This is a genomic window from Spirosoma litoris, from assembly GCF_054776755.1.
In genome coordinates this window covers 81,879-100,961 of the sequence record NZ_BAAHBI010000055.1, presented here as the reverse complement: position 1 = coordinate 100,961, position 19,083 = coordinate 81,879, and the positions used below count along the sequence as shown (strand labels likewise).

Sequence of the window (19,083 nt, the reverse complement as noted above, 5' to 3'; positions counted from 1 at the left end):
TTTTTGTAGTTTTTAGCTCTTAGCTTTACGGAATAAGTACGTCATTCTCTAAAATCCTAAAAACTCCGTGTATCTCTGTGACACAATCCAATCACTCAAATAATGACAAAAGTTAGCTTTACAATCCTCTTCCAATTTCTCACTTTTCTTTCCCTCGCCCAGCAGCACCTCGTTCCCTATGTCCACCCGTTGATTGGCACTGAAAAAATGGGGCATACCTTTCCGGGTGCCACAGTACCGTTTGGATCGGTTCAATTAAGTCCAGACTCGGATACGTTGTCGTATGAATACAATGGTAAGTACAATGGGGATGTCTACCGGTATTGTGCGGGCTATAAATACGAAGACAAAACGATCGTCGGCTTCAGCCACACGCACTTCAGTGGTACGGGCCATTCCGATCTGGGCGACTTTCTGATCATGCCTACGCAAGGAACTTTACAACTCAATCCGGGTGTGGCGTCGAATCCGAAAGGCGGCTACCGGTCAGCCTTTTCACACGCGAACGAGGTGGCCGAAGCGGGTTATTACAAAGTCAAATTGGATGATCATGCGATTGTCGCGGAGTTGACGGCCTCCAACCGGGTTGGGTTTCATCAGTACACGTTTCCCAAATCCGACCAGTCGCATATTATCCTGGATTTAATACATGGTATTTACAATTACGACGATAAAGTTGTCTGGACGTATGTGCGGGTTGTCAATGACACACTGATAACGGGATATCGGCAAACCAACGGCTGGGCACGCACGCGAACCGTCTATTTTGCCCTGTCATTCTCGAAACCGTTTAAATCCTACGGCCAGCAGAATCTGGATAAAGTACAGGTTTACAAGGGGTTCTGGCGCAAATTCGATCAGACGAAAAACTTCCCGGAACTAGCGGGAAAGAAAATCAGGATGTATTTCGACTTCGATACGAACGAAGGCGAGAAAGTAAAGCTAAAAATGGCACTATCGCCGGTCAGTCAGGAGAATGCGCTGGCCAATATGCAAACCGAAATTCCGCACTGGGACTTTGAGCAAACCAAAGCACGCGCTCAGGCCGACTGGAATAAGGAATTAAACAAAATCCAGATCGATGCGTCGGAAACGGATAAAGTGAATTTCTATACGTCACTGTATCACTCGTTTATCAATCCAACCATGTATATGGACGCCAATGGCCAATACAAGGGACTGGATCAGGGCGTTCATTCGGCGTCTGGTTTCACCAATTACACCACGTTTTCGTTGTGGGACACGTACCGGGCACTCCATCCGTTTTTCAACCTGATTCAACCCAGCCGCAATAACGACATGGTGCAGTCCATGCTGGCTCACTATGACCAGAGCACGCTCAAAATGCTGCCCGTCTGGTCGCATTACGCCAACGATAACTGGTGTATGAGTGGCTATCACAGTGTATCGGTACTGGCCGATGCTATCATTAAAGGTGTTTATAAAGGCGATGCTCAGAAAGCATTAGACGCTTGTATTGCCACCTCCAATCATCGTGACTATGAAGGGATTGGCGACTATATCGATAAAGGTTTTATTCCCTCAACATCCAATAGAACCTCCGTATCGAACACGCTGGAATACGCATACGACGACTGGTGCATTGCCCAACTCGCCAGGAAACTGAACCGACCCGATGTGTATGCTACCTACCTGAAACGCTCCGAAAACTGGAAAAACGTCTATGATACATCCATTGGGTTCATGCGTCCCCGGTTGGCTGATGGGTCGTTCAAAAAAGAATTCGACGTGTATAAAACCGAAGGTCAGGGCTTTATCGAAGGCAACTCCTGGAATTTCAGCTTTTTCGTCCCACAAGATCCAGTCGCTTTGATGCAGGCAATGGGTGGTCCCAAGAAATTTACTGCCCGACTCGATACACTTTTCTCGATGCATTTACCCGACGAGTTTTTTGCCGAAACCGAAGACATTACCCGCGAAGGAATCATTGGTGGGTACATTCACGGCAACGAACCGGCGCACCATATTGCCTATCTGTACAACTGGGCAGGTCAGCCCTGGAAAACCCAGGAGCGTGTTCGTATGATCCTCAACATGCAGTACAAATCGACACCCGACGGGCTGGGCGGCAACGACGACTGCGGTCAGATGAGTGCCTGGTACATGTTTTCGTCGATGGGATTTTATCCCGTTGCGCCTGGTTCAGAAGCGTACTCATTGGGGAGTCCTTCGGTTAAAAGTGCCCGCCTGAACCTTGAAAACGGTCAGACATTTATGGTAGAAACGGTTAATCAGGGCGACAAAAATGTGTATGTACAAAAGGTGCTTTTGAATGGCAAGGAACTGACGCAACCCGTCATTACGCATTCGGATATTATGAAAGGCGGTAAGTTGACTTTCTACATGAGCGCCAGACCTACGAAAAAGTAGACCTGCTATTTTCTTTGAAATTTGCCACTCATTTTTTGTCATTCCGACGTCAGGAGGAATCCGCTCCGGCGACCCGGTCAAGCTTGACTAATACACGACTTCGAGATTCCTCCTGGCGTCGGAATGACAAAAAATAAAGGTCAATGTCAAACTATTTCCTAAACCAACACCGCTCCGCCATCGACCGTAATGATCTGGCCTGTGCTGAACGGCTGACGCAATAAATACAGATAGGTTTGTGCAATATCTTCGGCTTCACCCACGCGCTTAACGGGCAGCGAATTGCCAATCTGGGAGTACATACCCTCCCGGTCGGCCTCTGACATACCCGCCCAAAGATTGGTTTTCACAACTCCCGGTGAAACGGCATTCACTCGCACGGGGGCAAGCTCCATCGCCATTGCTCGCGTGAAGCCTTCCATGGCCGCACAGATGCTGGCTCCCAACGACCAGCCTGCATTGGGTCGTTGACTAGCAATACCGCTGGTGAGCACAATGGAACCGGCCTGGCTCATATGCGGATAGCCGTATTTGACCGCCAGAAAGGCACCCCAATACCGTATATTAAAGTACGTTCGGGCCTCGTCGAGCTGTGTATCTGCAAGGTTACTTAGCTTAATTCCTTCTCCGGCCGTATACACCAAGTGGTCAAATTCACCAATCTGATTGAAAAAACTGGCTATCCGGTTCTCGTTCGTTAAATCGACCTGATAGCCTTCGCTACCTGTAGGTAGTTCGGTAAGAGCCTGATCGATACGTTGTTGATTACTGGAAACGATAACGACTTTTGCTCCTTCGGCGGCTGCGGCTTTGGCTGTGGCCAATCCAATGCCTGAACTTCCTCCGAGCAGAATGATTCGTTTCCCGCCTAAAACACCGTTTACTGTTTGCTGATTCATAACTTGATTCATTTGCTTATTGACGAAGCAAAGTTCCGTCAGCAAACGAAGCTGTCATTTACCAAATGGTAAAAACGGATGGTGTCTCAGTTCGTGCTTTTGGGGCTAATAAGTGAATTATTATCTAGATTGGTATTGTCCCCTTTCTTTTTGTCAAAGGCTTCGGCAATTTTTTTTAGGATTAGATTTACTCCTATTGCCTCAAAAAGCCAGAAGAGCCACTTTGCGAGTATTTCAATTATGTCCATTTCTGTTGAATTGAGCAAAACGAAAACAAATTTATTTGCTAATCATAAGCATAAACTATCCTTAGCCTACCCACGATTAAGAATTATTTATAGTCAAACCTATCCGCTTCCATTTTTATAGACTATTCCTCCTAATTCGGCTCAGCGATTGCTGCGTGATTCCTAAATAGGAGGCAATACTTTGCAAAGATACCCGTAAGGCAATCTCTGGCTGACGAATCAAAAACTGTTGGTAACGCGTCATGGCATCTTCACCTAAATAGGCATTCCGGATTTGAATTTTGTAGAGGAGTGTTTGCTGGGTCAGTTTTTCAATCAATTCTTTCAGATAAGGAAAGCGCTCGTAGAGACTCAATAAACTGCGTTTGGGCAGCACAATCACCTGAGTGGGGCAAGCTGCCAGAATGCTTTCGTTAGCCGGAACAGCCCGGTTAAAACTATCGAGAATGGTAACCAGTTGGTTTTCTTTCAGGAAATAATGCGTTAGTTCACGCCCCTGTTCATTCTGAGTGACGATACGAACAACGCCATCACAAATAAAAAACAGATTCGTCGCCACCGCTCCCTCTTTAAGCAGATAATCTCCTTCCGCTACGCTGCGATACCCCAACTCCTGTTGAATCACCTCGGCATCGGCCAATGGAATAGCCCTAAACAGACGCAGGTAATTGAATAGCGGATTAAACAGGGCAGTATTATTGCCCTCTATGGGAGCTTGATTATCCATACTGAAACGTAACGTTTCGTTTACCTTACTGTTTCGAAGAAGTTTGTAGCCACCTGTGGTCTGGGTATTGCTGGGGCTGTTCGAAATAATTGCTTTATAAACCATTGGCCAGCCAGGTGTAATGCTAACAAGCCGACCATCAGACACAAAGTAACTAAATAAGACTGAAAAGGGTGAGGAGAATTAGCCAAATGAAATAACAAGGCCACCGCTGGGGGATGAATACAGGGAACAGCTGCCATGATTCCGACTACAAGCAACGTCATCACAAACAGACAAAACAGATCATTACCCCAAAAAACACTATTTATCAACCCCAAGTGTCCCACCACTATATAGGCAGTCAGTACAGTTCCAGGCCGCGCAAACATTCCCTGCGGATTGGCAGCCAATAAGATACAGGAAGCGGCTAAAGGCGGAACAATAGCCAAAAGTCCAGCCCGAAAAGCCACTAAAAAAAGGATTTCGATCCCTATGATACACAACGCCCAGCGAATCGCGGTCTGCATAAGAAATGACCATTTGGCCCAATAAATAATTCAGACAATGTCCCCGAAATAGCGGTAATCACAGTTCCAATCAAGCCAAATTCCACAATGGGTAACTTCTTCATTAGTTAAGTCTACACTTGATCATAGAGCTATTTTTATGCCAAATCATTAGCTGATACGGCTTGATAAGTTGATTTCTTACAGCTGCAACGACGGCTCGGCCGTTCTGACGCTTACAGGTTTAGTGTTCGAGTTATGTAGGCTTCAATGATTTTAGGGTTAAATGAAATGACAACTAATGTCTATAACGGGAGAGTTTTAGTCTGCCAGTTCCCCTAAATCCTCTTTCTACCACAGATCGGTACGTTAAAGTGGGTCAAATGCGATACACGTAATCCTTTTATGGACATATATGCTCGTGACTATTTAATACATTACTCGTCAAAGAACATCTCAATTACTATCCATATTTCTATAATATGATGAGATAATCAATAAATTTTAAATAAGCCGGACTGACATTTCAAATCAGATGGCAGTAAAGGCCGTCTCTGAAGGGTGCCTTGGACAGTACGAAACGTTTCTTGAGCTTATTCTATCGAGGTATATACTCCCAACTCCAATCGACCAACATCTATGTCTAAACACTATTTACCAACTATGAATGCCTATCGCCCTATCACCAGCCGCCAACTTCGCCCCCTGGTTCTTCTGCTGGGACTATTATTAGCCCTGTTTCACCAGCAGGCATTGGCCCAGGGCACTACCTGGACTAGCCAAACTTCAGTCAACAATAATCAATGGTCATCGGTGACCTATGGCAATGGCCTGTTTGTAGCAGTGTCCTTTACAGGCAGTGGCAACCAGGTGATGACCTCGCCTGATGGCATTACCTGGACCAGCCAAACTGCAGCCAGCAATAGCAACTGGAGTGAAGTCGCCTACGGCAATGGTTTATTTGTGGCTGTGGGTTACAATGGTAGTGTGATGACCTCGCCTGATGGCATTACCTGGACCAGCCAAACTTCAGGTAACACTAATCACTGGAATTCACTCACCTACGGTAATGGTTTATTTGTGGCCGTGGCGAGTGAAGGTAGTGTGATGACCTCCCCCGATGGCATTACCTGGACCAGCCGAACTTCAGCCGCCAGTAATGTCTGGACATCGGTCACCTATGGCAATGGCCTGTTTGTGGCTACGGCCATTACGGGCAGTGGTAACCGAGTAATGACCTCCCCCGATGGCATCACCTGGACTAGCCGAACTTCAGCTAGCGATAATCAATGGTATGGGGTCACCTACGGCAACGGTTTATTTGTGGCCGTGGCCGGCTCGGGTACTGGCAATCGGGTGATGACCTCTACTGATGGCATCACCTGGACCAGTCGATCCTCGGCCACCGATAATAGCTGGCAGTCGGTTACCTACGGCAATGGCCTATTTGTAGCGGTGGCCAATACAGGCAGTGGCAACCGGGTGATGACCTCCCCTGATGGCATTACCTGGACCAGTCAAGCCCCGGCCACCAATAATGACTGGTATTCAGTGACCTATGCCAATTGCCAGTTTGTGGCTGTGGCCCTCACGGGCAGTGGTAACCGGGTGATGACCAGCAACCTGACCACTGCCATCACGGCCATGCCAAGCCTCACCATTACCCAGGGACAAAGTGCCACCCTTTCCGCAGCAGCAGGTGCTACCTCCTATAGCTGGAGTAATGGAGAAACCACCTCTATCATCTCCACCACGGCCCCTGGCACCTACTCCGTGACTGCCACTACCGGAGCCTGCTCGGCTACCGCGTCTGCCACAGTCACTCCAATCAACAACCCTATGTCGGTAAACCTGCTCTACTTCAATGGAAGAAATACGCCACTTGGCAACCTGCTTGAATGGAAAACCGCTCAGGAAATCGACAATGCCGGATTCACCATCCTCAGAGGAGACAACCCCACCAGCCTCGAAGCCATCGGAGAAGTCGCTTCCCAGGCCACAGACGGTAACGCTCACCAGCCCCTGACCTATTCCTTCCTGGATACAGCTCCCCTGCCCGGACTGAGCTATTACCGATTTGTGCAAACCGACTTCGACGGTACCAAAACCCTGAGTGCCCTCATTGCCATTCGCTCCAACGACCAGACTCCCGTCCTGTTTCCCAACCCTGTCCCCACCAATGGCGTACTACGCCTAGAGCCACCCCAGGCCTTCGACCGCTATGAGCTCATCGAGGCTAGTGGCAAAATTATTCACTCGGTTGAGCAGTCGGGTGTGTTGAGTGAGCTGAGTTTGCCCTCCAGTGCTTCGGGTACTTATTGGCTACGACTACAGAACGGAGCGACTCGGCAGGTGTATCGACTGGTTAAATAAGAACGACAACAGGATAATAGGCTCTCTAAATCCAATTTAATCGCAACAAAGCCGGAACGGTTACAAACCCGGAACCTGCTTGATTATACCTTTGGGCTGATAGCGGATTCGCTTGCCAAAAACCAGCCGTAGATAGCCCATATTGGTGTTGATCAATCCCGATGAAAATGTACGATTCATCAACATCGTTGATCCGTATAAACCGCCATAAAAGCTGCTCGAACTATAGCCAATGGTTGCGGATGCGATTCCCTCCCATCCCAATTGTACTCGACTTTCGATACCCGTTAGCTCGTTACTGGTTTGTTGGATCATAATCGTCAAGCCCGGTCGTACGGTAGCGCTGACAAAGTAATGTTTCCGAAAAACGACGGTCTGGCTATAACCCAAATCGATACCAGCAGTCAGCGATTTTAAGTTTAACAAACGAGATTCCGGCCGAAAATCGTCTTTCAGCGCAGTGGGCACTACCGATGAGTCGGCTCGAATAAGTTGGTAGACAAGCGATGCTCCAATATTCCAGGAGCCTGCCCCTTTTCGTTGTTCTTCCCGCTGGAGTAGCGTGGCTGGTGTGGACAGCTGAAGAGGGTTAGCCTGATACAATAACCGACTCGAAACGGTCTGACTCCGAAGGTCGTCACGATATGGGTAGGACGAATGATGATCAAACCAGTTCGACTGTAGGATGTCGGGATTGCTGATATAAAAACCCCGATAAAACTGGTACTGGGTCGATAACCAGAACCGCCGATTATTTAAGTTGATGGTTAGCCCAAACGGCTTTGTTTTTCCTCGCAGATCGTTGTTGTAACCGAAGAGGGGGAGTTTAACCGTTATTTCCGTTCCGAACCATTTGTAGTTGATTCCAGGCCCAAGCGTCCAGGCTAAATTGGGCCTATAAACTAATGTAGTAGGCGACCCAACCACTCGCAAGGTGTAATCCTGTCGATCACTGACCCCATATAGATGAAGTTGTCTGTAGTAGGTTGTTATATAATTCCGATCAACTCGGGGTATCTTGGTTTTCAGTAGGGTATCTAGCGGAATGCCCAGAAAGCTAAGCCCCTGCCCATAACCATCGAAGTGACTCCCGATCAGCAGGATAAGCAGTAGCCAGCTGCCCCGTAAAACTTTACCCATGCGTTAGTATCTTACCATTTTAGACCGCTGATTTTAATGATTAGTTATTTTTTTGTCATTCCGACGCCAGGAGGAATCCGCTCCGGCTGCCCGGTCAAGCTTGATTAATACGGAACTTGAGATTCCTCCTGGCGTCGGAATGACAAAAAACGCGAAGCGATTAAATCATATGGATCATAAAAATCAGCGTCCTATTCAACATGAGCTAACCAGAGAATGTTTTAGAGGACAACAACGGCTTTGCCAATCACCTTTCGTTCCATCATATCAGCCAGTGCCTGCGGAGCTTCGGCCAATGAATAGTGACGAGATATATACGGCGAGATTTTGCCCTCCATGGCCCAGGTGGCGATGTCCTGCATGTTTTGACGACTCAAAGCGGCCTCTTTCTGCGTAAACATACCCCAGAAAACCCCCACCAACGAGCTTCCTTTCAGCAAAGCCAGATTCAGGGGAATCCGGGGAATTTCACCACCTGCAAAACCGACAACCAAATACCGTCCACGCCAGGCCAATGACCGGATGGCGGGTTCAGCCCACTTGTCGCCCACAGGATCGTAAATCACATCGACGCCTTTTCCCTGCGTGATGTCTTTAATCCGTTCGCGAAGGTCTTCTTTGGTGTAGTTAATCATGTAGGTCGCTCCTTTCTCTTTGCAGACTGCCAGTTTTTCATCGGACGACGCTGCCGCGATAACCGTGGCCCCCAGCAGCGCCCCTAATTCTACCGCAGCCAACCCTACGCCCCCGGCAGCGCCCAACACTAAAAGCGTCTCGACGGGTTGAAGTTGCCCACGATCTTTCAGCGCGTGATACGATGTTCCATAAGCATACATGGTCGATGCGCCGGTAATGAAATCCATACCATCCGGCAACGGAATAGTAGTTCGGGCGTCGGAAAGGCGTTCTTCGGCCAATCCACCATGCGAGCCAAATGTGAAAACACGATCGCCAGGTTTGACGTGTTTGACACCCTCGCCTACCTGCTTCACAATACCCGACGACTCACTCCCCGGCGAAAACGGCAGCGGGGGCTTGAACTGATACATATTACGTATCGTCAGAGTATCTGGGAAATTCAGGCTACAGGCTTTGGTTTCGATCAACACTTCGCCGGGGCCAGGCACTGGCGAAGGTATGTCTTCCAGCGTAAGGGTATCGGGCAGGCCGTAGGAGCGGCAGAGAATGGCTTTCATATGGTTTATCGATAGCGCGAACGTCCGCGCCATTACAACGAATCAAAATTATCCTCAAAGGCGGTCGTTCCGTCCAGTCGTTTAAAACGAACATAATCAACGGAGCCGGTGCCTTCAAATTCGTAGCTGACGCCTACAATATCGGTAAAGGCATTGGGCGCTATGGCTTCATAGGCTTTTTTACCACCTACAAAGAGCTGTATACGTTTGTTTCTGACTTCACACCGAACGTCTACCCACTTCGACAAATCAGCTCCGAAATTAGATAAATCGGTCGTTTTGGCTTCTGCCTCATGACCAGCCAGGTACAGATTCAGATTGCCAATGCAGCCTTTTGCCGACAATGGAATCGAGAAATATTGGTTCTTACACAGAACCATTATCCGAATATACTGACAAGCCGAGGAGCCTTTTTCAAAATCATTTCTGACCCGCGTCTCGAATACAAAATTTTTGGCATTAAGCTGCTCAAATTCTCGCACATATCGATAGAGTACCGTTGGAGGCTGGGGTTGCACCGGAATATTACGTTTTTTCATATCCTCAACCGACAAACCCAAGACTCCTTTTCGAGTCACGTCATCGGGTTTAAAATAGATCGGAACCGGTGTCCACAAAACGGCCACGTGCCAGCCATCCGATGGAATCAACAGATTATGCTGCTGAACGATCTGCTTCCCGATCACCAACTTGGCCCGATAGTAGCCGGGTGCGTAATAAATAGACGTGTATTCATGACCATTTTTCGGCACCAGATCGCGCCGACGAGGGTCCCACGATTGCTGAATAAATACCGAATCGGTGGGCGAAGCAGTGGCATCGTAATGAAAAACGACCGAATTGGGAAGCCCTTTCGTCACTGGTTGACTACTGAATGAAAAGTCTTTGGGGGAGAGTGGTTTAGGAGTAGTATTATTTAGAAAAAACGCGAGAACGCCCGGTAAACCAACAAGCAATCCAGCGCCAATCCACCACCCTTTACCTGATAAACGACGTGTTTTATCTGCTGATTTAGCTATTGGCATTACACGTTCGTCAGTATGTTCGGTCAGGCTAACAGGCGACTGAAATACCTGTGCATCCTGTGGCGCGTCATGGATCGAAACGTCTTTAAAACGCGACCAACTCTCATAGTTGATAAACTGAACCAGCGCATTAAGGGTCGTGGCAGTGGGTGCCGAATCGTACCGAACACGCCCCCATACCCGCTTGAGAGTCGTCACGCTCAGCGAGATCCCCGTTTCATCGGCAATCAGTTCACCCAATCGCTCAAAGTCCTGAGTCGACCAGTTATCGCTTCTCCCCCAGCCTACTTTTTCTTCAATTAACCGACGACAGCGGGCGAGTTCTTTATCTTCCTGTTGAGCAATCATAAACCTATCCGTCAGCCAGTTAGCTGCTTGTATAAACTTGAACAGAAGTTGAACACGGTTGAATAGTGCTTGTTTGATCGACTTCGCAAGTTTGTTTCCGTTCGCGATCGATCAACCAAATGTACTCAAACAAACGATGAAAAAACGGTCAGCCATTCCAGCTTTTTTACTCCTGATTCTGACTCATTTCGTTCATGCACAATCCAACGTTCCTTATGGCAACAATCCGCTGGCCGGCCATTACTACAACGTCGGCGATGCTAAAATCTACTATGAGCTTTACGGAAAAGGTAAACCCATTGTGCTCCTGCATGGCGGGTTGTTCGGGTATATCGATGAATACGAATTTTTAATTCCAAAACTAGCCCAAACGCACCAGGTTATTGCCATCGGTACACGGGGACATGGCAAATCGGAGATTGGGACTAAGGTCTTTTCGTATCAGCAGCTCGCCAACGATGCGTATGCCGTCATTAGAAGTATTACCCAAGATAGCGTGCTCGTACTTGGATTCAGCGACGGCGGCATAACGGGTTATAACCTTACCGCTACCCATCCAGAGCTGGTTCGAAAATTCATCGCGATTGGCTCACCCCGACGCCCTACTGATCGGGTGTTGAGCAACGAGGCAGAAGGAAAAATGACGGCTGATCGGCTCGACAAAATGGCGCCCGACTTCGTAAAAGGTAGAAAAGCAATTATGCCCAACCCGGAGCGATGGAGCGAATTTCTGGACAAACTGGATGTTTTGTGGAATCAACCCACATTCATAACGGACGACGCATTGCGGCAAGTCAACTGCCCAGTTCTGGTCATGGCGGGCGATAAAGACCCGTATTTCAAAACCGAAAAAGTTGTCGAAACGGCTCGTTTGTTTCAGCATGGCACGCTGTCCATAATTCCCGGTTGTGGGCATGTTATCCTCTACTGCAACTTCCCGGCGGTTTGGGAACCCATCGTTCCCTTTATCAAATAAACCCTGTTACGCATGAAAACCCTGTTATTTACGTCAGTTATCAGCTTGATCACGCTGAAATCTATTGCCCAGTCGGTCGAGAATTACGGCGACTTTTCGCCCAAACAATGGACCTTTAGTAGTAAATACACCCGAGAAAATTACCTGGGCAAACCCGCCATCAAACTCATTCGCGAGAAAGAGACCGCTACAGGAGCTTTCATCGCTTATCTCAATGACTATACATTTTCGGATGGAAGCATCGAGCTTGACATTGCAACTCCCCTGCCGAAGTCGACGATTTCCTTTCTGGGTTTGCTTTTTCACTTTAACAAAGTCGGCAATGAACCGCGTTACGAGTGTTTTTACTTCCGACCGTTCATGTCGGGACAGTCGGGAGCGATGCAGTACATGCCCATCAACAACGGCCTTGTCAACTGGCCCGACTATCAGGCTGCTGTTTATCAGGGCGCTCCTATCTGTAAACCACAGCAATGGTTTCACGTCAAAGTCGATGTGAAAGGGCCAATGGCTACCGTTTTTGTCGACGGTAAACAAGTGTATCAAATCAAAAATCTGGCTCGGGGCAGTTCAAAAGGGTCGGTGGGTCTTTGGTTGGGTAACACCCCAGAAGGGTATTTCGCCAACTTTAAGGTAACCCGCGCTAAGTAAATAAACCTACTCTTTTCGTGGTGTCAGATGTGAACATCTGACACCACGAAAAGAGTAGGTTTTGAGAAACCTCACTGTGTCGGTTTCGAAAACCGACACCACACTCATTCATAAAAAACAGCTAATCGACTATTAATTAACAATGAAAGCCTTGCTAATTTCTTTATTGATACTCACTATCAGTCAGTCAATTGCCCAAACCACTGTTCCATTTGATCCGGCTTACTGGACGTATGAAGGCAAAGTCACGAAAGAGACGTTTCAGGGTAAAGACGGCATTCGGCTAACGGATGGGCGGATTACGCTGAAAGACAACACATTTAAAAATGGGATTATTGAGTTCGATATCACGCTATCACCTGATCGTGACTTCCCCGGATTCGGATTTCGCATACAGGACAAAGATGAGTTCGAACACATATATCTTCGGCCTCACCGGGTAGGCAATCCCGATGCGATCCAATACATCCCGGTTTTTCATGGGCAGGATTCCTGGCAATTTTATTATGGCGACGGCTATTCGACAACCGTAAACTACCCTATGAATGAATGGGTCCACATTAAACTGGTTGTTCGGGGGAGTCAGGCAGAAGTCTACATTGGCCAATCGACGGAACCCTCGCTGGTGATTCATCAACTAAAACGTGAGCCAAAAGCCGGACGGATCAGCCTCGAAAACGGAGCGCCAGTTACGACTCGGTTTGCCAATTTTCAGTATACCAAAACCGATAATCCACCGATGGTAGGTAAATTCAAACCTGAAGCCGCTCCGCAACCAGGTACACTCCTGAACTGGCAGGTCTCCAGCACGTTCGACGAAAAGCTGCTACAAGCCAATTATATCCTTCCTAAAGCACTAGCCAGCCGCCTGACGTGGAGCGACTTAACCGCCGAAAACTCGGGCAAACTGAATGTATCCAGAATTCGCAAACGCAGCGAGGAAGCCAATACAGTCTTTGTCAAACTGACAATCATATCGGATAAATCGCAGATCAAGAAGCTGGACCTTGGTTTCAGTGACCGTGTCAATGTATACGTTAACGAGCGGTTGGTGTATGCCGGTCACGATGAATTTCTGTCTCGCGACTACCGATTTCTGGGCACTGTTGGGTATTATGATGCGATTTTTCTGGACCTGAAGAAAGGGCCAAACGAACTCTGGATTGCGGTCTCCGAAAATTTTGGTGGCTGGGGCGTTCAGGGCCTGATTGCCGATCAATCGGGGCTTACAATCAAGCCGTAACGTGGCGATTTATAACTCTCTGCTTTTTATGCAACGTTTTCAGGAATGTTTCATCTCTACTTAATAGAACCGTCCCATATGATTATCGGGATTAGATATGAGTTTTGATAGTAAGCCAAGAAAGCATAATTCAATCATATCGACCATGAAAATCAGCGGACAATGATCTGCTTAACCACTCAAAATGGCTTTTTTGAAACGATTTTGCCCGTCCCGTTTACGAATTCACCTGCTCTTCGTCGCTTGTTTTTACGCGCTCTTTCCGCCGGATGGTTCTGCACAAAACCTGCCAAGTCTATTAACCGAACGGCTGTTTAACAGTACGTTTTCGATTACTGCCTATGACGCTCAAGCTCAGCAGTGGGGTATTGCCGTAGCAACAAATAACATTTACGTAGGTAATTCAACAATTTATATCCAGCCCGGTGTAGGGGCCATTTCTGTCATCGCCGAAACCCTTCCCGACTATGGCATCAATGGGTTAAAGCTATTAAGTCAGGGAAAATCACCTCAGGAAGCCATCGATTTCACCCGTCAAACAGACACCCAATCCGATTATCGGCAAGTATCGGTCGTGGATAAACAGGGAAATGTGTATGCATTTACGGGCCACTCGCTAACCTACATGAAAGGAAAAGCGGCCCACCGGCTTGGCAAGGGCTATGTGGTTATGGGGAACCAACTGGCCGACAGCGTCTTAAATCAAATGGCCAGTACTTATGAGCAAGCAACCGGAACGCTTGCCCAACGGTTGCTTGCCAGCCTTATGGCCGGTCAAAAAGCTGGTGGTCAGATAAATGGTAAGCAATCGGCTGCGCTCGTCGTAAAAGGAAGCCGGGAAGAGTGGTTCAATCAAATCGATCTTCGGGTTGATCACTCCTACACTCCCTTTGATGATCTCCAACGACTGCTCAATTATCATAACGGACGACCTTTTTTAAACCAGGCCATCACCCAGCTTCGTATGGGAAATCGGGAGCGTGGCTTGTCATTATTGCAACGGGCCGATACATTGGTAAAGGGGTGGTATGGTATTTATAACAAGCTTGCTGCGGCTTATATTCTGTCGAATCAGGATGAAAAAGCCCTTTCGGTTATTCAGGAGGCTTTGCAACACGAACCCGCCTGGTGCGAGAATCTATCCGCGTTTTACTACTTGCGTAGCTACCCAACTTACAGGCAGTTGATTGACGAATCTAAATTTACCGTCAACGATTGGGGGAATGCGATCCAGCAAACGCTCAATCTTGGAAAATCCTCCGACGCACTTACCCTGGCAAATCAATTGGCAGAACGTTATCCACAAGCCTCAACCATTGCCTACCTGCAAGGAAACGCCTATAAAGCCAATAATGACACGGTCAGGGCGAAGGCATGCTACCAGAGGGCGCTTCAGCTCGATCCTCAAAACGCCGATGCCAAACGGGCTTTGCAAAATTCACTCTGACACGATTCCACAGTCTATTTTTCAATCAATCGAGATCGTATCGTTACCAGTGCCTCTTCGTACGATGCCCCAATGGGAATGGCCTGTCCGCCTACTGTAATTTCCTGACGGGCCATTTTTTCTATTTTAGCAACAGCGACGCAGTAAGAACGATGCACCCGAACGAAACGGTTGGTGGGTAAGGTTTGGAGTAAGTCGGTCATCGTTTGCCGACTGAGGAGTTTCCGATTTTTCAGCATAAAAGTCAGATAATTACCCTCGGCTTCGATGTACAAAATATCGTCGAGAAGTACTTTTTCTTCTTCGTAACCCGTCTTCACAAATAAAAACTCGGAGGCTTTATCAGTGCGTAAGTTCTGTATATCCAATGCTTTTGTACAGGCTTTCAGAAAGCGGACTAACGAAAATGGTTTCAGCAGATAATCGATCGCATCCAGTTCAAACCCCTGCACAGCAAAATCCGAATAAGCCGTGGTGAAAACAACCATCGGCACTTTGTGCAGGGATTTCACCACGTCTACTCCCGAAATATCCGGCATTTTGATATCCAGAAACAGCAGGTCGACCCGGTTCGTCTGCAACCACGAAATGGCTTCGAACGCATCGGTAAAACTGGCTTTCAATTCCAGAAACGGGACTTTGGCGGCATGGAGTTTGATGACTTCCAGTGCCTGAGGTTCATCGTCGATGGCAATTGCGGTCAGGGTCATTGCTTGGCAGATTCATTTACTTTCGTCCAGTGTTCGCGGCCCCAGGCAACCAGGCCCGTAATGGCACCATCCGCAGCGATTTCAAAGTTAACCGAACCGCCATCGTCTTTGGCAAAAAAATTAAGGTCTGATTCGGGTTGTAGCGTAAATTCAACATTGTTCCACAGCTGTTTTACCCGTAAGGCATTGTCCGCTACCGACAACTGAAGGAATAGCTTTGGATACCCTTTTATACCATATTTTCCAGCCATAGCTTCCAGCTTCTGTTGGGATAGCCGAGTCAGCTTTCGCATAACAGGCTTAAAGTCAGACCAGCCATACGCGTTGGCTACGCTGCGCATCAGCTCAAAAATCAAGTCCATACCACTATCCGAATTGGTCATAATAACAACGCCCTGGCCCGTTTTGGCAAACCCATACAGAAAGCATTTGTAGCCTGCATTACTACCGCCATGACTAAAAACCAGTCCCTCGCCTTCGCCCTTTACTTCAGGCCCTAAACCATGAGCCCCCAGTTCTTTGGTCAGCATCAATTGCGTCATTTGTGCCGATAGGACATGGTTCGCTTTTCCCTGCAACGACTGTTGGATTTCGATAATATAGCGGGCTAAATCTGAAGGCGTTGTCCAAAGTCCGGCTGGAGCCATTTCGGGATAGATGTGCCAGTTGCCGGGAATTTGCTTGCCGTTCCCGAAATGAGCGACACTGGCCTTGGCTTTTCGGTCTTCGGGCAGTGGCTGCTCGTACGTGCTTTGAGTCATCCCGATGGGTGCCAGTACGTTTTTCTGCATGAAGGTCGGAAATGTTTCGCCCGTCACGTCCGCAACTACCTGTTGCATAACGACATAACCCCCGCCCGAGTATCGCCAGCGAACGCCGGGAATAGTATCTGAAACAACGGCGGGCGAATTAGCTGGTTTTTCGCCCGTCAGAATCTGAACCACGGAGGGAATCTCTTTTCCCGGCGCATAGCCCCCAAATCCGTGAACCGTCAGTCCGGCGGTGTGCGACAACAGCCCACGTAATGTAACGGGTTTCTGCTCCGTAAATCGCGACACAGGTAGTTTCCAGTTTTTGAGGTATTGGTTAATATCGGTATCCAGACGTAGCTTACCCTGTTCAACCAGCTTAAGCGCTCCCAGCGCCGATATCGGTTTGCTAATCGAAGCCGCCTGAAACAGCGTTTGGATAGTAGCTTTTTGCAAGCTATCGCTGCTCAGATAGCCGTACGCTTTCGCCCATTCCAGTTTACCGTTATTCACGACGGCAATACTCACCGCAGGCACATGGTGTACCCGCATCCGGTCGGCAATTGTATAACGAACAGGATTTTCTCCGATTAATTGTACAGGTGGCATTAGCCCCGCTTCGATTTGCTGAATTTTCTGAACGAGATCCGGTGTTTGTGCTTGCCCGAATACAACTGGAATAAGCCAAAGTAAAAGAAGGATTGTGATGATGTATTTCATGGATGAAGGAGTGAATGTTGTTGAATTTCTGATAGTAGTGGTGGTGTCAGGTTGAAGAACCTGACACCACGGTAGCCACAGCGTATTACTGTTACCAATAAACCAGTGTCAGCGATACAAAATAATCCTGCTCCGATTGCTGAATATCTAGCTGGTGGCGACCGGGATAAATCAAGGCCAATCGTTTTCGAACGTTTTCCAGACCAACTCCCCCTTGATTTTCTTCGGGATCGTGCCGATCGGCGGATTCGTTCTGATTGCTGTGTCGGGAGTTGTGTACTTTGAAATACAGCCGGGTGTCGTCCAGAGTCAGCGTGATGTAAATCCAGGACGGGTGCCGGAGGCTGATGCCATGTTTGAATGCATTTTCTACAAAGGGCGTCAGCATCATGGGGGCCAGGTAAATGGGGTGGCTCGGCTCCTGAATATTTACCCGAACTTCGATCGGATGCGTTTCGTCAATGCGCATTCGTTGAATTTCGATGTAGTTTCGTAGGTATTCGATCTCTTTGTCGAGCGGAATCCGGTCGCGGTTGTTTTCCTGCAACATGAACCGCATCATGTCGCCCAGTTTCTGGATACCATCCGCTGTTTTTTCGCTGTTTTCTTTTAGTGCTGTAGCGTATAAACTGTTCAGGGCATTAAACAGAAAGTGCGGATTAATCTGTGCCTGAAGGCTCGATAACTCAGCCGATTTGGCCGATACCTGCGTCTGGAGTACAATTTTTTCTTTTTGCAACGCCTGCCGCAGAAACGCAATCGAAACAGCCCCCGTCAGCACAATGAACATGAGCAGAATTGGGTCGCGATTGTCGTAGTGAAAGCCTGTACTGGCTCCCCACAAAATCATGTTGGCAACAATAATCAACAGCAGAAAAGTAGCAATTCGACTGGCCAGCGCTACTTCCGTTGTTGAAGACTTTAGAAACGGCATGACTACTAGCATATAGGTAGCAATACGACCGGCCCTAAATATTTCGGAAGTTGAGGAAGCCCTTAGAAGCGGCAGGATGTGCGAATAAAAAAACGCCTGAAGGAAGAGAATTTGAATGGTTATTCCTGAAAACAGTAACGCACTCCGGGTACCTCGCTGCCATAAAACTCCGGGATCATCTCCCCGAAACGCCATGTTAAGCACCAGTACACTCAGCCCAGAAGCTAACAGGTAGCTGACAGTGCGGAAATGCGATTCTGACTCCTGCCCAATTTTGCGAACCAGATACTGATAATACTGAAATCCGATTTCGTACATGCCAAACACAATACCGAATCCAATTGCCTCAGCCAAAACTGTCCTCTTGCGAAACAGCGAATACACCTTCAGGCCGATGATATCGCCAACGCCATCTTGCTGAAAACGAACCTGTAACTTGAAATAATAGTAAATAAACGTACTCGCCAGTAGCAACAAACCAGCAATTACCAGATAGATAATCGCTTGTTGGTCATTGGTGCGATCGTTAATGAGCGGGTACGCCAGATTATGAAACACATACCAGGCACCTACTAATAAACAGACGCCTGCAATCAACGGAACATTGTTGTTCAGCGTGTGGTCGTACAGGTTAAGATTTCGCCAGACAACCGACGAAGGAACCCGATGACGCAGGGCCATTTCTACCATATAATCAATTCGATCCACTTCTCTGATCAATCGACGAATGACATAAACAACCGCTGCGCTTAGTACGAAATAAAGCTCATAGCGCCGAATAAGTTGAACGTCCCGCATAGGTTTGGTTGATTTTTTGA

General features: G+C 47.9%; 15 protein-coding genes. 6 read left to right on the top strand and 9 right to left on the bottom strand.

Features of this window, described 5'->3' with window-relative positions:
• Positions 1 to 102: 102 nt before the first annotated feature.
• Positions 103 to 2,391, top strand: coding sequence for a GH92 family glycosyl hydrolase (locus tag ACYVGR_RS29020; protein ID WP_460963438.1), 2,289 nt, complete (start codon positions 103 to 105; stop codon positions 2,389 to 2,391).
• A 158-nt stretch (positions 2,392 to 2,549) separates the two neighbouring features.
• Here ACYVGR_RS29020 and ACYVGR_RS29015 read toward each other — a convergent pair whose 3' ends face one another.
• The 3 genes from ACYVGR_RS29015 to ACYVGR_RS29005 form a co-directional block, all read right to left on the bottom strand.
• Positions 2,550 to 3,302, bottom strand: a complete 753-nt coding sequence (locus ACYVGR_RS29015) for an SDR family oxidoreductase (protein ID WP_460963436.1) — start codon at positions 3,300 to 3,302, stop codon at positions 2,550 to 2,552.
• A 351-nt stretch (positions 3,303 to 3,653) separates the two neighbouring features.
• The gene (locus tag ACYVGR_RS29010) at positions 3,654 to 4,370 is read right to left on the bottom strand and encodes a Crp/Fnr family transcriptional regulator (RefSeq protein WP_460963434.1); all 717 of its coding nucleotides are present in this window, start codon (positions 4,368 to 4,370) and stop codon (positions 3,654 to 3,656) included.
• On the bottom strand, positions 4,286 to 4,774 hold the full coding sequence (locus ACYVGR_RS29005; protein WP_460963432.1) for an HPP family protein: 489 nt from the start codon (positions 4,772 to 4,774) through the stop codon (positions 4,286 to 4,288). The genes ACYVGR_RS29010 and ACYVGR_RS29005 overlap by 85 nt, the downstream gene beginning before the upstream one ends.
• A 618-nt stretch (positions 4,775 to 5,392) precedes the next feature.
• On the opposite strand from ACYVGR_RS29005, the gene ACYVGR_RS29000 reads away from it, so the two are divergent.
• Positions 5,393 to 7,126 (top strand): T9SS type A sorting domain-containing protein, encoded by a 1,734-nt coding sequence (locus ACYVGR_RS29000; RefSeq protein ID WP_460963430.1) that lies wholly within the window; start codon positions 5,393 to 5,395, stop codon positions 7,124 to 7,126.
• 60 nt (positions 7,127 to 7,186) lie between these two features.
• Here the strand turns inward: ACYVGR_RS29000 and ACYVGR_RS28995 are convergent, their stop codons facing one another.
• The 3 genes from ACYVGR_RS28995 to ACYVGR_RS28985 all read right to left on the bottom strand — a co-directional run bounded on the left by ACYVGR_RS28995 (position 7,187) and on the right by ACYVGR_RS28985 (position 10,835).
• Positions 7,187 to 8,266, bottom strand: a complete 1,080-nt coding sequence (locus ACYVGR_RS28995; RefSeq protein ID WP_460963428.1) for a DUF4421 family protein — start codon at positions 8,264 to 8,266, stop codon at positions 7,187 to 7,189.
• A gap of 221 nt (positions 8,267 to 8,487) precedes the next feature.
• Positions 8,488 to 9,462: an NADPH:quinone oxidoreductase family protein gene (locus ACYVGR_RS28990; protein WP_460963426.1), complete on the bottom strand. Its 975-nt coding sequence runs from the start codon at positions 9,460 to 9,462 to the stop codon at positions 8,488 to 8,490.
• A 32-nt stretch (positions 9,463 to 9,494) separates the two neighbouring features.
• On the bottom strand, positions 9,495 to 10,835 hold the full coding sequence (locus tag ACYVGR_RS28985) for a hypothetical protein (protein WP_460963424.1): 1,341 nt from the start codon (positions 10,833 to 10,835) through the stop codon (positions 9,495 to 9,497).
• A gap of 136 nt (positions 10,836 to 10,971) precedes the next feature.
• Here ACYVGR_RS28985 and ACYVGR_RS28980 point away from each other — a divergent pair, with 136 nt between their 5' ends.
• From ACYVGR_RS28980 to ACYVGR_RS28965, 4 genes are all read left to right on the top strand, one after another.
• Positions 10,972 to 11,811 (top strand): alpha/beta fold hydrolase, encoded by an 840-nt coding sequence (locus ACYVGR_RS28980; protein WP_460963422.1) that lies wholly within the window; start codon positions 10,972 to 10,974, stop codon positions 11,809 to 11,811.
• A 12-nt stretch (positions 11,812 to 11,823) separates the two neighbouring features.
• Positions 11,824 to 12,462 (top strand): family 16 glycoside hydrolase, encoded by a 639-nt coding sequence (locus ACYVGR_RS28975; RefSeq protein WP_460963420.1) that lies wholly within the window; start codon positions 11,824 to 11,826, stop codon positions 12,460 to 12,462.
• Positions 12,463 to 12,604: 142 nt separating this feature from the next.
• Positions 12,605 to 13,705, top strand: coding sequence for a LamG domain-containing protein (locus ACYVGR_RS28970; RefSeq protein ID WP_460963418.1), 1,101 nt, complete (start codon positions 12,605 to 12,607; stop codon positions 13,703 to 13,705).
• A gap of 184 nt (positions 13,706 to 13,889) precedes the next feature.
• Positions 13,890 to 15,152 (top strand): DUF1028 domain-containing protein, encoded by a 1,263-nt coding sequence (locus ACYVGR_RS28965; protein ID WP_460963416.1) that lies wholly within the window; start codon positions 13,890 to 13,892, stop codon positions 15,150 to 15,152.
• A gap of 14 nt (positions 15,153 to 15,166) precedes the next feature.
• Here the strand turns inward: ACYVGR_RS28965 and ACYVGR_RS28960 are convergent, their stop codons facing one another.
• From ACYVGR_RS28960 to ACYVGR_RS28950, 3 genes are all read right to left on the bottom strand, one after another.
• A complete protein-coding gene (locus ACYVGR_RS28960; protein WP_460963414.1) occupies positions 15,167 to 15,862 on the bottom strand; it encodes a LytR/AlgR family response regulator transcription factor in 696 nt (231 codons plus the stop codon).
• On the bottom strand, positions 15,859 to 17,331 hold the full coding sequence (locus ACYVGR_RS28955; protein WP_460963412.1) for a serine hydrolase domain-containing protein: 1,473 nt from the start codon (positions 17,329 to 17,331) through the stop codon (positions 15,859 to 15,861). Before ACYVGR_RS28955 ends, ACYVGR_RS28960 begins: the two co-directional genes overlap by 4 nt.
• Positions 17,332 to 17,422: 91 nt before the next feature.
• Positions 17,423 to 19,063 (bottom strand): sensor histidine kinase, encoded by a 1,641-nt coding sequence (locus ACYVGR_RS28950; RefSeq protein ID WP_460963410.1) that lies wholly within the window; start codon positions 19,061 to 19,063, stop codon positions 17,423 to 17,425.
• Positions 19,064 to 19,083 lie beyond the last annotated feature (20 nt).

Bases quoted from the DNA above. Each gene is read 5' to 3' on its own strand.
- ACYVGR_RS28970 (WP_460963418.1), top strand. From the start codon at position 12,605: ATGAAAGCCTTGCTAATTTCTTTATTGATACTCACTATCAGTCAGTCA.
- ACYVGR_RS28990 (WP_460963426.1), bottom strand. From the start codon at position 9,462: ATGAAAGCCATTCTCTGCCGCTCCTACGGCCTGCCCGATACCCTTACG.
- ACYVGR_RS29010 (WP_460963434.1), bottom strand. From the start codon at position 4,370: ATGGTTTATAAAGCAATTATTTCGAACAGCCCCAGCAATACCCAGACC.
- ACYVGR_RS28980 (WP_460963422.1), top strand. From the start codon at position 10,972: ATGAAAAAACGGTCAGCCATTCCAGCTTTTTTACTCCTGATTCTGACT.
- ACYVGR_RS29000 (WP_460963430.1), top strand. From the start codon at position 5,393: ATGTCTAAACACTATTTACCAACTATGAATGCCTATCGCCCTATCACC.
- ACYVGR_RS29005 (WP_460963432.1), bottom strand. From the start codon at position 4,774: ATGCAGACCGCGATTCGCTGGGCGTTGTGTATCATAGGGATCGAAATC.
- ACYVGR_RS28975 (WP_460963420.1), top strand. From the start codon at position 11,824: ATGAAAACCCTGTTATTTACGTCAGTTATCAGCTTGATCACGCTGAAA.
- ACYVGR_RS28955 (WP_460963412.1), bottom strand. From the start codon at position 17,331: ATGAAATACATCATCACAATCCTTCTTTTACTTTGGCTTATTCCAGTT.
- ACYVGR_RS28960 (WP_460963414.1), bottom strand. From the start codon at position 15,862: ATGACCCTGACCGCAATTGCCATCGACGATGAACCTCAGGCACTGGAA.
- ACYVGR_RS28965 (WP_460963416.1), top strand. From the start codon at position 13,890: ATGGCTTTTTTGAAACGATTTTGCCCGTCCCGTTTACGAATTCACCTG.
- ACYVGR_RS28985 (WP_460963424.1), bottom strand. From the start codon at position 10,835: ATGATTGCTCAACAGGAAGATAAAGAACTCGCCCGCTGTCGTCGGTTA.
- ACYVGR_RS28995 (WP_460963428.1), bottom strand. From the start codon at position 8,266: ATGGGTAAAGTTTTACGGGGCAGCTGGCTACTGCTTATCCTGCTGATC.
- ACYVGR_RS29015 (WP_460963436.1), bottom strand. From the start codon at position 3,302: ATGAATCAAGTTATGAATCAGCAAACAGTAAACGGTGTTTTAGGCGGG.
- ACYVGR_RS29020 (WP_460963438.1), top strand. From the start codon at position 103: ATGACAAAAGTTAGCTTTACAATCCTCTTCCAATTTCTCACTTTTCTT.
- ACYVGR_RS28950 (WP_460963410.1), bottom strand. From the start codon at position 19,063: ATGCGGGACGTTCAACTTATTCGGCGCTATGAGCTTTATTTCGTACTA.